The organism is Acetivibrio ethanolgignens, from assembly GCF_001461035.1.
Classification (GTDB): Bacteria; Bacillota; Clostridia; order Lachnospirales; family Lachnospiraceae; genus Velocimicrobium; species Velocimicrobium ethanolgignens.
The window spans coordinates 35105-47294 of sequence record NZ_LNAM01000146.1 but is presented as its reverse complement, the minus strand read 5'-3'; the positions used below and the strand labels follow the sequence as shown (position 1 = coordinate 47294).

Sequence of the window (12190 nt, the reverse complement as noted above, 5' to 3'; positions counted from 1 at the left end):
TGAATAAGCTATACGGAAAAGGGCTGATAATTCTTAAAAATGCATAGCCTACAGAGGCAAAAAACATGGAGGTTTTTTGAGCGGACTTGAGACAGGAGGTCGAATGTCCGCGTACTCGTCACTTGTAGTAAATGATATGCATTTTTCTAGAATTATCGCCCTTCGTAGTCCTAGCTTAAGAACTATAATACCAACACTCTTTTCGTTCCTTGAAAATCAAAACAAACATACAAACCAAAATTTACTTCGCTGATAAATGATTGATATTCTTAATCAACACAGATAGAGTTCCGTCGTCGTTGGTGATAAACTCAATATTCTGTGGATTATTGTACTGCTCCATGGGAATATTAATTTCAATACCAGAGTCGGTGGTTAAAAACTGTTTTTCCAGCTTTTTGATGGTAGACTGGCTCTGCGGCTTTACCCGCTCTTTTTCAATATGGTATTTCTCCAGCTTTTCAGTAAAGGCTTCTTTGATTTCTGGTTCTTCACCATAGATTTTTTCAGTAATTGCCGGGATGTCAAGATGTCCTTCTTCTGCCAGTTCATTCTGGATAATACTTTTTGCTTCCATTTGCTTATCGAAGTTATCCTCATAGTAGGTTTTATTAATCTGATCGACGGCCTTTGTGACAATAGCCATTTTCGCTTTGGAGGAGAGGCGGGTTTTACAGCCTAAGAACAGCTCGGAAAGGTAATTGGTCTTTACGCCGTTAACCTCATATTTTTTCTCTACCAGCATAGTTTCCAGAGAAGACAGATTGATTAAAACTGCTTCGGTAAGGCGGGAACCAATAGCTGGAAGGGTCGCCTTGTATTTGATAATATCGTTGCAGCTTAGTCCTTCGGTTTCTCCGGTCAGATGGACAAAGGTTTCCTTATAGTTCAGCTTTAAAATTGCCAGATAAGGCTCGCTCTGGTACTGATAGGTCGCAATCAGAAGATCAGCAGCGGGGATGGCAATGTTCTGGTTCATAATGGTATAGAGCTGCTTTGCCAGCTCCTTGCTGATTTCAATTAGATTATCCTCTCTGAAATCCTTTAAAAGAGGATATACCTGAGAGGTCTCTTCATCAAAACGGCAATGCTTTACTTCATCACCAGAAGCAATCTTGTAGATAAGACTACGGATAAAGTCATTAAGGTCAGGCCCAAGCTCCAGTACTGTATCGGAAAGGGCCGGAAGTCCGACAGAGGAATCCAAAATATGTACAATCCCATTTCTTATAATAATTTCATCGCGTTCCATAGTGTTCTCCTTATGTAAAAGCTTGATATCTGCCGAGGCAGAGCAGATTTATTATAATCTGTTTTTGGAAAAACTGCAAGGAAGAAACTTTAAGCCTTGCCTTTTACAGGTAAAAAAAGTATAATCAAAGAAACTTGTTTTTTAGAAAGGGAGCAGGGCAGTGAAGCGAAACATCCGATTAACGGTGGCCTATGATGGAAGCCGCTATGATGGCTGGCAGAAGCAGGGAAATACAAAAAACACGATACAGGGAAAGCTGGAGGCTGTGCTGGAGCGGATGACCGGCGAAGAGACAGAGGTTCATGGTTCAGGAAGGACAGATGCTGGAGTGCATGCGAAAGCACAGGAAGCAAATTTCTATACAAATATCACTACAGCTGTAGAAGATATACAAATCTATTTGAAGTGGGGCTTGGAAATAGAGAGCCCATGGACATAAAAGATATTTTAGAGCAGAAAAACCGTGAGGTAGCTGGATATTTGGTGCCGCCAGAGGGCTTGTGCTTGGAAAGAGTGTTTTATGATTAAAAAATTTGCTAAAGTGAGGAAAATGATATGGAATATTTAGAACAGCTGGGATGCCAGGCGAGGCAGGCGGCCAGAATATTAAATCAACTAGGACAGACAGAGAAAAATCGAGGACTTTTAGGTGCAGCAGATGCGTTGGAAGGGGAAGCAGAAAGTATTCTGAAAGCGAATGAAAAGGATGTTGTCAGGGCACAGGAAAACGGTATGAAGCCATCCTTAGTAGACCGGCTGAAGCTTACCAGGGAGCGGATAGCCGGGATGGCTGATGGACTTCGGCAGGTAGCAGGCTTGCCCGACCCGGTTGGTGAGGTAACATCAATGAAGCTTCGGCCAAATGGACTTCAGATTGGCGAAAAAAGAGTGCCCCTGGGGGTTGTTGGGATTATTTATGAATCCCGCCCGAATGTGACATCAGATGCCTTTGCTCTGTGTTTTAAGGCTGGGAATGCTGTAATCCTGCGAGGTGGAAGTGATGCAATCTATTCTAATCAGGAGATTACCAAAGTATTACAGAAGGCATTGAAGGAAGCGGGGCTCCCGGAGACCTCTGTACAGCTGATTGAGGACACCAGCAGGGAGACTGTCCGAGAATTTATGCGTCTGAATACTTACGTTGATGTACTGATACCGAGGGGTGGAGCCGGACTTATCAAAACGGTTGTAGAAAACAGTACGGTACCGGTAATTGAGACAGGAACAGGAAACTGTCATATTTATGTAGATGAAACTGCCAATATTGCTATGGCAGTAGACATTATTGATAATGCTAAGACTCAGAGAATGGGCGTCTGCAATGCCTGCGAATCGCTGGTGATACACAAAGGGATTGCAAAAAAAGTAATTCCGGCAATTGCTGAACGACTTTTGGAAAAGGGTGTAGAGATTCGGGGAGATGAGCCTTCGAGAAGCATTTGCAGCAGGATAGAGGAAGCGTCTGAGGAGGACTATAAAACAGAGTATCTGGATGCTGTTATTTCTTTGAAAACCGTGGATTCTATTGATGAGGCCATTGAGCATATCAACCGTTGCAATACAGGACATTCGGAAGCTATTATTACAAAAAGCTATGATAATGCTCTTAAGTTTCAAAATGAGATAGATGCAGCAGCTGTTTATGTGAATGCATCTACCAGGTTTACCGATGGAGAGCAGTTTGGTCTGGGAGCAGAGATTGGAATCAGCACCCAGAAGCTTCATGCCAGAGGACCTATGGGCTTAAAGGCACTGACAACAGTAAAATATATTATTTTTGGAAATGGACAGATTCGTCCGTAGTGGAGGGAAAATGGATAAGAAAATTGCTTTTATTGGAAGTGGAAATATGGCAGGAGCCATTATAAGAGGAATATTGGCAAAGGGGCTGGTGACACCGGAGCAGATTATGGCGGCAGATCACTATGATGAAAGGCTTGTGGCGTTAAAAGAAGAATTGGGAATCCAGGTGACAACAGATAATAGGGAGGCCGCGGCCTTTGCAGATATTTTGTTCCTGTCAGTAAAGCCAAAGGTATTTTCTGAGGTTATTCCTAAGATAAGGGAGAAACGAAATCCGGAGGGACTTGTTATCAGCATCGCAGCCGGACAGACAATAAAAGCGGTGGAAGAGATGTTTGACTGCAGTTTGCGGTTAATTCGGGTAATGCCTAATACACCGGCAATGGTAGGAGCGGGTATGGCTTCTATTAGCCCGAATGGCTTGGCACGTCCGGAGGATGTGGCTTTAGCAGAGGAGATTTTTAACAGCATCGGAAGGTGTGAGGTAGTGGGAGAAGAGCTGATGGATGCCGTTATTGGTGTCAGTGGTTCTTCCCCTGCCTATGTTTATATGTTTATTGAGGCGTTGGCGGATGCTGCTGTTATGGGCGGTATGACCAGAACACAGGCTTACCGTTTTGCAGCACAGGCGGTGTATGGCTCGGCAAAGATGGTGCTGGAGACAGGACTGCATCCGGGAGAGCTGAAGGATATGGTATGTTCACCGGCAGGGACTACGATAGAAGCGGTAGCAGAGCTTGAAAAACAGGGCTTTCGCAAGGCTGTGATTGAGGGAGCCCGTGCCTGCATGGAGAAGTCAAAGAAAATGTCGGAGAAGTAAGGAGGAAAAGCAATGAAGCTAATGATTGCATCAGATATCCATGGCTCAGCCTACTACTGTAGAAAAATGTTGGAGGCTTTTGACCGGGAGCAGCCAGAAAAGCTGATTTTGCTGGGAGATATTTTATATCATGGACCAAGAAATGATTTGCCAAAGGAATATGCACCGAAGGAGGTCATTGGTCTTTTAAATGAGCGAAAGGAAAGCCTTTTGTGTGTTCGGGGAAACTGTGAGGCAGAGGTCGATCAGATGGTTTTAGATTTTCCGGTATTAGCAGAATACATGATTTTATATCTGGACGGCAGAATGGTATTTGCTACTCATGGGCATATACATAATGAAGAAAAGCTTCCGCCGCTGGGGAAAAATGCGATTCTTCTTCATGGACATACCCATATTCCGGTAATTGCGGACAGAGGAGACTATCTGTTTTTAAATCCGGGAAGTGTTTCAATTCCGAAGGGAGAAAGTAAAAACAGCTATATGGTTTATGAAAATGGAAGCTTTTGTATTAAAGAGCTTATGACAGGTGAGGTTTTACTTTTCCAATAAGGAGGAATTGCTATGAAGAAAAAAATAGGGATTATAATTGGAATCTTAGTTGCTGCTTTATGCTGTGTTGGCCTTTATCGGATGCACCTTACCAGAAAAGCTGGTTTTGTTGTAGAAGATCATTTGGAGGATACTCTTTTGACCATAGGTGGAGAAAAAGTGACTCTGCGTGATTCGCTGTATTACATTATGCTGGTGGAAAATGAAAGCAATGAAAAGGCAGAAAGCTATTCGGAAGCTGCTAAAAAAAGCTTTTGGAATATAAAGACCGGAGATGAGGGGTATGTAAGCCAGGTGGCAAAAAAGGTGATTTTGCAGCAGATGATTAAGGATGAAATTCTTTATCAGGAGGCTGTAAAAAATGACTGGGAAATCGACGATACTCAGGTGAAAAATGCGGTAACACAGGTCTGGGCTGAGATGAGTCCGTATCAGAAGGAACTGACCGGATATACAAGAGAATCCTTGGAGGAACGGCTTAAAAAGGCCTATGCCGGGCAGGCTTATGGAGAGGTTTATGGTGAGGATTTTGATGAGATAAAGGAAGAATATCAAGTAACCGTAGATGAAAAGCTTTGGGAATCCATAGAAATGGGAAGAGTTACTTTGGAAAATAAGGAGGATACAGAATGAAATTTCGTCCCTGCATTGATATTCATAATGGAAAGGTAAAACAGATTGTAGGAAGCAGCCTTTGTGACGCAAGGGATAAAGTAGAGGAGAACTTTGTTTCTGACAGGGAAGCAGCTTCCTATGCTGCATTATATAAAGAAAAAGGGCTTTTGGGCGGACATATGATACTGCTAAATGCAAGGGATTCTTCCTATTATAATGAGGATGTCATTCAGGCGAAAAGGGCATTGAAGGAATTTCCTAGAGGGTTACAGATAGGCGGCGGTATAACGGCAGAAAATGCAGCAGAATTTATTGCAGCAGGAGCCTCCCATGTAATCGTAACTTCTTATGTTTTTCAAAAGGGCCGTATAGCCTATGAAAATCTTGAAAAGCTTGCTCGGGTGGTTGGAAGTGAACGTTTGGTGTTGGACTTAAGTTGTCGGAAAAAAGAGGATGGAAATTATTACGTAGTAACGGACCGGTGGCAGCATTTCACAGAGGAAAAGGTGACAGAGGAGCTTTTGGATAGATTAGCTATTTTTTGTGATGAATTTTTAATTCATGCAGTTGATGTAGAAGGGAAATCTACAGGTGTAGAAGAAGGAATTCTTAAAATTCTATCTGGATGGAATAAGAGAAAGGTAACCTATGCTGGTGGAATCCATTCCTGGCAGGATATTGAGAAAATTGAAGAGCTTGGCATGGGGAAGATTGATTTTACGATTGGTAGCTCTTTAGACCTTTTCGGGGGAAGGCTTTCTTTTGCGGAGGTTTGTGAAAAATATGGTGTTAAGGCAAGGAGTAGTGGCATAGTTTTTAATCTTTGAAGCTTTCTTATTAAGTATTACGAAAATATTACAAAAAATTATAACATTATCATGCACAGAAATGGAATAAAAAAACAGTTTCTGTGCATTTTGCTTTATATTGAATTTAAAAAATAAAAAGATATGTGCAAAATAGATGATAAATTGAAGAATGAGAAAAATGGAAACTACACAGTAGAAAAAAATTGGGAGAAAAACCTTGCAATTTTTAAAAGTCATGATATAATATGTTACATAAATGTTAACAACTTATTTCTTTCGTTAACAGTTTTTTATCGAAAATGTAAAAAAGTAAGGAGATTGTTATGAAACTCAGAAAGTTACTCATGTGCTTATTAGCAGCGGCTGTTGTAGCCTGTGTACCAGCGATAAGTACTATGGCAGCAGAGACAGACAGTATCGTACCTGCTACAGAAGATGCAACTCAAGAGGAATTGACAGATAATGAAGAAACTTTAGGAGATTCTGCAGAGGCAGTTGCGATTGCAGAGTCAGTAGAGAAAACAGGAACTACAGAGGCGGCAGAGGAAGAAAAGGAAGAGGAGAAGGAAGAGGCTCCTGAAAAAGAGGAAATAACAAAGAAGAAGACCTCTGAAAAGAAAAAAAGCTATACAAAAGCAGAGCTTAGATTATTAGCTTGTCTGATTTCCTGTGAAGCAGGCGGTGAACCTTATGCAGGAAAGCTTGCAGTAGGTATTGTAGTAGTAAACAGAGAGGAGTCTTCCAGCTTTCCGAACAGTATTAAGAGCGTTATTTATCAGAAGTATCAGTTTGGTCCGGCGAGAAATGGAAGCTTGGCATCAGCATTAAAGAGATACGATAATGGCAAATTTACTTCTGCAAGTGATAAGGCCTGCATCAAAGCAGCAAAGGAAGCCTTAAGCGGTGAAAAGACTGTTACCTACAAGGGCAAGGATATTAACATGAAGGGATTTTTATTCTTTAGTGGAAAGGTATCCGGAGCTAGACTTACAATTGGAAATCATCAGTTTAAATAAGAAAACAAAAGGGTTTATAAGGCAATGACTGCTTTGTAAACTCTTTTTTATGAAGTATGTCAAGAACATGGCTGACTTTTCTGTTGTAGCATCATTTGTTGTCGCCTCGAGGGCGGTTTTTTCTTTCGCTATACGTTTTTTTCAGCCTTGCGACGATTGTAGGTGCGATTTCAAGCACGTTTACGTCGCTTGCGTTCACCGGTGGCTAACGGTTCATTTGCAGATACAAGGGAGTCCTCTAATTCTGCATATTCCTTTTTGTAACATGGGTAAACTTTCCTGTCGGATTGTCGTTCTTATCCTTTTTCTCGTATCCTTTGGTTCTATGGTTAAACATCTTTGCTCCACAGTCGGCACAATAGATAAGTCCGGTTAAAGGACTTGAAGTCAAAGGCTTACCCTCTAACCCTTTTGCACGAAGCACAGCCTTAATTTTTCGGCTGGTGTCTCTGACATACCACTCATTCATGATATTTAAGAATGGTCAAAATTCCCCCTGATTCGGGGGAATTAAAAAAGGATATTACTCTGATAGCTTTGGATTTTGTGCTTCCAGTAAGTTATTTTTAAGCTTTTGTATTGCTTTAGTACTTTTAAGCGATTGCATTTGATAATATGCTACGCTACGAAGCTTTTTGAGACGTTCTGTCTGTGGCATGCCCTCACGGATTAAATCTGCATTCATACTCTCAATATTTACTAAGATAATGAGCTGTTCGACAGATGCATAATCACGCATATTTTCTTTTGTGTTTCCAGTTTCATCACGCCATTGTTTTGCGGTTTTACCAAATAGTGCAATATTAAGAAGGTCTGCTTCGGAAGCATATTTATAATTCATTTCCTATGGTGTAAGTTCTGGTGTGATTAAAAATTCTTTTATAGCATCTGTATGTATGCGGTAATTAATTTTGGATAATTCTCTTTTGGAATCCCAACCAAGAGCAAGTTTTTCAGCCTCATCCTTTTTAAGTCGCTGATAATCTTTGATGATATATAATTTAAATTCCGGTGAAATCCAAGAGGCAAATTCAAATGCGATGTCTGAATGTGCAAAAGTACCACCATAACGTCCGGATTTAGAGATAATACCTATTGCGTTGGTAGCCTCAATCCATCGCTGTGGCGATAATGTAAATGCATTTGAGCCGGATTCATTTTTAAAGGTCTCGAATTCGAGTCCTTTAAAATCAGGATTGTTTAATTGCTCCCATAATCCTAAATATTCAATAGTGGTGCGTGAACGCATCCAGTTTGCTACGACAACCTTAGGCTCTAAAGGGTTTTTCTTTCGTGCGATGTCGGTCAGACTTATATAATCACTGCGACTTTCTTCATCTGTATAATATGCTATCACTGTTCCATTTGCATTTATTTTCATAGTGTACCTCCAATCTTATTCCTCGTCCTTCTTTGCTCTGCTCTTATATACATATAGTACGCCGTCCGCAGTTTCTCTATAATCATAACAGGATACCTTTCTATGACAGATAAATCATATCACCGAACACAAATCCTTGCAATGACCTTCTATAAATCGTCGCTCCTGCATAGTCGTGCTGTGATTATGGCGGACCCACGCTTTTACAACTTCTCTAAAATCTTCCTCTGTTCTTGCAGCGTCTTCTATGCGGGCAATCGCAGCTTTGCGAAGGTCTCTTTTTAATAGTGTACGTTCTGTAAGTTCCGGGGGTGCTTCTTGGATTTCTTCTTCTGCAAATGGGAAACTTTCTTCCATAGCAGCATCTTCTGCCAATAATGCCTGTATGAAATTTTTCTTCTCTACGAAATCCGCTTCTGTTTCTAGCCAATCGACAGAATCAAAAAATGGATTGTCATTACAGAAAAGTGCCAGTCTACTTTTACAAAAAGGATTGGAAATACCACTTTTAAGGTGACGGTTCATTTTGCAGAAAATACCACAGACACCTTAGAGGATAAGATTTTGCACCTGCTTACAGTTACGGATGTATCAGAAGCGGTTGCAACGTAAGACAACATAGAAATATGCAGTTTAGAAGGAGGAAACAGTTATGGCGAAATCACAAAGAAGGATTGAGGAACGAATTTCAGAAAAGGAAGATGCACATGGGCACCAAAGGAAAAGAAAGCTTACGCACTGGATGAAAATGGGGAGAGTATTCCTTTGATAGACCAGGCTGCCAGCTTACAAAAGGTAGGAAGGTGTAATGAAAAAATGTGGAAACGGATTACCGTACTAGCCAATGACTGGAATTACAGCTTCCGCTACTGGAAGAAATGCTGATGATCCTGCAGGAACAGCAGGAAAACCTACGATGTTACATCTTTACATTTGAAGTATTAGTAGAAATCGTAGTTGCATTTATTGCTTTTTGTGAAGGTTATAGTGCATTATCCAGACTTGCAGTTAGTGGACTTGAAAAAGGTGTTTTGCAGGATGTGTTGTATTAGATACTTTGCTAATCACGAAAAAACAGATGACATTTTCTGATTTTTTTGGTATAATTAACTAAATTATGTTTAACGGGAGGTTGACAGGTGTGTCAGATTATGAAATGCTTTTAACAGCACAGCACTCTGACTGCGCCTTTTTTTCGACTGTTCATAAAAGGAAACGGATAAAAGCATCAATAAATATGTATATGGATAAGATGTATGTATTTATTGGTGCTTTTTTCTGTTTAACAAAGGTGGTGATTTGATTTGAATAAACAGGGAAATTTCGATTTACACTGGTAAGCCGTTTTCAAAATTATTCCCTTACCATAATAGAAAAACTTATTATGGCAAATGAGATATATGTTTGCAATAATCGCCAGGAAGTAGATGAAAGATAATAATAGTAACAATGCGCTGCTCGCTAATCCGGGCGATTATATCAACAACAATGTCAACAACGAAAACGCTGTTCAGCCCGCATGGTCTTAACGCCCGAAGATATATTCTATGGAGAATAATCCAGTATGCCGGAGTTAATTTTTATCGGATATGCATTAAGACGAAGGAATCAGATTCCATTTTACTTGGCAATCAGTCAAGCCAGTGGTTTGCATTATATTATCTGGACAGATTTATAAAGGAGAGGCTATTTGATTCCTGAAGATGAATCTGTCAGACTGCTGAGCCACGAATACTAGATTTTAGTTATTTTGCGACACTCCCATGAATTGATACACATATGTTAAACAAAAATATTTGAAAACACCGGATTATATGTTATTATAATTATGAGGTAACATATGGAAGTTACTCATGGACGTGGGTATGTATATTCAATACAATATCATATAGTTTGGTGTGTTAAGTATAGACATTAAGAAGCAAAAAGAAATAATCGCTAAGACCTTTGGATGTTGCAGGTTTGTATATAATAAATATCTTGCAAAACGAATTGAAGTATATGAACAGAATAAAGAAACATTTTTCATATGTTCCGTGTGCAAAGGATAACAATAACGGTAGGAACTATCGGGTTAGCTGGGGAAATATCTTTTCAGTAGAAAGGAGTTCCCAAGAATCTTGTGGCTTTAGCCATGAGAGGTTCAATTTTCCCTTTTACAAACAAGTAAAATATGGTATGATAGTAAAAGACTAAGTGGATTTAAGGAGGACATCACGATGGAGGACATCACGATGGAAAAGGGACAAGGAGAAGAAAAGGAAGTTGTCTCAAAAAATTTTATTGAACAGATTATTGAAAAGGATCTTGAGGAAGGCAGATGCAAAAAGATAATTACCCGGTTCCCTCCAGAACCAAATGGGTATCTTCATATCGGACATGCTAAGTCCATACTTCTGAATTCAGGACTGGCACAGAAGTATGACGGACAGTTTAATTTACGTTTTGATGATACGAACCCAACCAAGGAAAAGACTGAATTTGTGGATTCCATTAAGGCAGATGTAGAATGGATTGGTGGAGTCTTTGAAAATAGGATTTTCTATGCTTCTAATTATTTTGATGAGATGTATGAGGCTGCAGTTAAGCTGATTAAAAAGGGAAAGGCTTATGTCTGTGATTTATCAGCAGAGGAGATTCGCGAATATCGTGGTACTCTGACAGAGCCAGGTAAGGACAGCCCATATAGAAACCGTTCTGTTGAGGAAAATCTGGATTTATTTACCCGGATGAAAAATGGGGAGTTTGCAGATGGAAGCAAGGTGCTTCGTGCAAAGATTGACATGGCATCTCCCAATATTAATATGCGTGATCCGGTCATTTATCGTGTGGCACATATGAATCATCACAATACCGGTGACAAGTGGTGTGTATATCCTATGTATGATTTTGCACATCCGATTGAGGATGCTATTGAGGGAATTACCCATTCTATCTGTACACTGGAATTTGAGGATCACCGTCCTTTATATGACTGGGTACTGATTGAGCTTGGCTATAAGGAAAATGCCGAAGGGACGCCGAAGCAGATTGAGTTTGCAAAGCTGTATCTGACCAATGTTATTACAGGAAAGAGATATATTAAGAAGCTGGTGGAGGAAGGTATTGTAGATGGCTGGGATGATCCACGGCTGGTATCAATTGCTGCTCTTAGAAGACGCGGCTTTACACCGGAATCCATCAAGATGTTTATGGAGCTGGTAGGTGTATCTAAGAGTAATAGCTCTGTAGATTATGCGATGCTTGAGTATTGTATCCGTGAGGATTTGAAGCTGAAAAAGAACCGTCTGATGGCTGTTTTAGACCCGATTAAGCTGATTATTACCAATTATCCGGAGGGACAGACAGAATATATGGAGGTTCCAAACAATCAGGAAAATGAAGAGCTGGGTATGCGGAAGGTTCCATTTAGCAGGGAGCTGTATATCGACCGGGCTGATTTTATGATTGAGCCTCCTAGAAAATATTTCCGTTTGTATCCAGGCAATGAAGTGCGTCTGATGAATGCTTATTTTGTTACCTGTCAGGATTATGTAACAGATGAGAATGGCAAGGTGACAGAGGTTCACTGTACCTATGATCCGGAGACAAGAAGCGGCTCCGGCTTTACCGGAAGAAAGGTAAAGGGTACAATTCACTGGGTAAATGCAGCAACAGCAGTTGAGGCAGAGGTACGTCTGTATGAGAATATCGTAGATGAAGAAAAGGGAGTCTATAATGAGGATGGCAGCCTTAACTTGAATCCGAACTCTTTGACCGTACTGGAAAAATGCTATATTGAGCCATCGGTAGCAGGAGCAAAGGCTTACAACAGCTTCCAGTTCCTTCGCCATGGTTATTTCTGTGTTGATGCGAAGGATGCAACAGATGAGCATTTAGTATTTAACCGGATTGTATCGCAGAAGAGCTCCTATAAACCAGCATAAATAAGGAGGAAAAGAG

Annotated in this window: 14 protein-coding genes and 4 pseudogenes; 14 read left to right on the top strand and 4 right to left on the bottom strand. The window is 40.5% G+C overall.

Annotated features, from left to right (window positions below):
• Window positions 1-241 precede the first annotated feature (241 nt).
• The gene (locus ASU35_RS07445; RefSeq protein WP_058352390.1) at window positions 242-1252 is read right to left on the bottom strand and encodes a nucleoid-associated protein; all 1011 of its coding nucleotides are present in this window, start codon (window positions 1250-1252) and stop codon (window positions 242-244) included.
• Between the two features lie 160 nt (window positions 1253-1412).
• On the opposite strand from ASU35_RS07445, the pseudogene ASU35_RS07440 reads away from it, so the two are divergent.
• The 8 genes and pseudogenes from ASU35_RS07440 to ASU35_RS07410 all read left to right on the top strand — a co-directional run.
• Window positions 1413-1655 (top strand): annotated as a pseudogene (locus ASU35_RS07440) (tRNA pseudouridine(38-40) synthase TruA); the annotation flags it as partial.
• Window positions 1656-1681: 26 nt separating this feature from the next.
• Window positions 1682-1780 (top strand): hypothetical protein, encoded by a 99-nt coding sequence (locus ASU35_RS18640; RefSeq protein WP_083504192.1) that lies wholly within the window; start codon window positions 1682-1684, stop codon window positions 1778-1780.
• Window positions 1781-1807: 27 nt separating this feature from the next.
• Window positions 1808-3055 (top strand): glutamate-5-semialdehyde dehydrogenase, encoded by a 1248-nt coding sequence (locus ASU35_RS07435; RefSeq protein ID WP_058352388.1) that lies wholly within the window; start codon window positions 1808-1810, stop codon window positions 3053-3055.
• A 10-nt stretch (window positions 3056-3065) separates the two neighbouring features.
• Window positions 3066-3875, top strand: a complete 810-nt coding sequence (gene proC / locus ASU35_RS07430) for a pyrroline-5-carboxylate reductase (protein ID WP_058352387.1) — start codon at window positions 3066-3068, stop codon at window positions 3873-3875.
• A gap of 12 nt (window positions 3876-3887) precedes the next feature.
• On the top strand, window positions 3888-4427 hold the full coding sequence (gene yfcE / locus ASU35_RS07425; protein ID WP_058352386.1) for a phosphodiesterase: 540 nt from the start codon (window positions 3888-3890) through the stop codon (window positions 4425-4427).
• A gap of 12 nt (window positions 4428-4439) precedes the next feature.
• Window positions 4440-5060 (top strand): hypothetical protein, encoded by a 621-nt coding sequence (locus tag ASU35_RS07420; RefSeq protein WP_058352385.1) that lies wholly within the window; start codon window positions 4440-4442, stop codon window positions 5058-5060.
• Window positions 5057-5869, top strand: a complete 813-nt coding sequence (hisA, locus tag ASU35_RS07415) for a phosphoribosylformimino-5-aminoimidazole carboxamide ribotide isomerase (protein ID WP_058352384.1) — start codon at window positions 5057-5059, stop codon at window positions 5867-5869. Before ASU35_RS07420 ends, hisA begins: the two co-directional genes overlap by 4 nt.
• A gap of 305 nt (window positions 5870-6174) precedes the next feature.
• On the top strand, window positions 6175-6867 hold the full coding sequence (locus ASU35_RS07410; RefSeq protein ID WP_058352383.1) for a cell wall hydrolase: 693 nt from the start codon (window positions 6175-6177) through the stop codon (window positions 6865-6867).
• A gap of 280 nt (window positions 6868-7147) precedes the next feature.
• Here the strand turns inward: ASU35_RS07410 and ASU35_RS19885 are convergent.
• The 3 genes and pseudogenes from ASU35_RS19885 to ASU35_RS20150 all read right to left on the bottom strand — a co-directional run.
• Window positions 7148-7351, bottom strand: a pseudogene (locus ASU35_RS19885) (recombinase zinc beta ribbon domain-containing protein); the annotation flags it as partial.
• A 39-nt stretch (window positions 7352-7390) separates the two neighbouring features.
• Window positions 7391-8248 (bottom strand): annotated as a pseudogene (locus ASU35_RS07400) (KilA-N domain-containing protein).
• 114 nt (window positions 8249-8362) lie between these two features.
• On the bottom strand, window positions 8363-8773 hold the full coding sequence (locus ASU35_RS20150) for a hypothetical protein (protein WP_058352381.1): 411 nt from the start codon (window positions 8771-8773) through the stop codon (window positions 8363-8365).
• Here ASU35_RS20150 and ASU35_RS20700 point away from each other — a divergent pair.
• The 6 genes and pseudogenes from ASU35_RS20700 (at window position 8762) to ASU35_RS07390 (ending at window position 12174) form a co-directional block, all read left to right on the top strand.
• Window positions 8762-8860 (top strand): hypothetical protein, encoded by a 99-nt coding sequence (locus tag ASU35_RS20700; RefSeq protein ID WP_423229973.1) that lies wholly within the window; start codon window positions 8762-8764, stop codon window positions 8858-8860. The two genes, ASU35_RS20150 and ASU35_RS20700, sit on opposite strands and share 12 nt — an antisense overlap.
• A gap of 272 nt (window positions 8861-9132) precedes the next feature.
• Window positions 9133-9300, top strand: coding sequence for a hypothetical protein (locus ASU35_RS19190; protein WP_156059378.1), 168 nt, complete (start codon window positions 9133-9135; stop codon window positions 9298-9300).
• An 89-nt stretch (window positions 9301-9389) separates the two neighbouring features.
• Window positions 9390-9551 (top strand): hypothetical protein, encoded by a 162-nt coding sequence (locus tag ASU35_RS19185; protein ID WP_156059375.1) that lies wholly within the window; start codon window positions 9390-9392, stop codon window positions 9549-9551.
• A 537-nt stretch (window positions 9552-10088) separates the two neighbouring features.
• Window positions 10089-10163 (top strand): annotated as a pseudogene (locus tag ASU35_RS20695) (IS200/IS605 family transposase); the annotation flags it as partial.
• On the top strand, window positions 10147-10299 hold the full coding sequence (locus ASU35_RS18625) for a helix-turn-helix domain-containing protein (protein ID WP_083504190.1): 153 nt from the start codon (window positions 10147-10149) through the stop codon (window positions 10297-10299). The pseudogene ASU35_RS20695 and the gene ASU35_RS18625, both read left to right, overlap by 17 nt.
• A 168-nt stretch (window positions 10300-10467) precedes the next feature.
• Window positions 10468-12174: a glutamine--tRNA ligase/YqeY domain fusion protein gene (locus ASU35_RS07390; RefSeq protein WP_242861227.1), complete on the top strand. Its 1707-nt coding sequence runs from the start codon at window positions 10468-10470 to the stop codon at window positions 12172-12174.
• The last annotated feature ends 16 nt before the right edge of the window (window positions 12175-12190 follow it).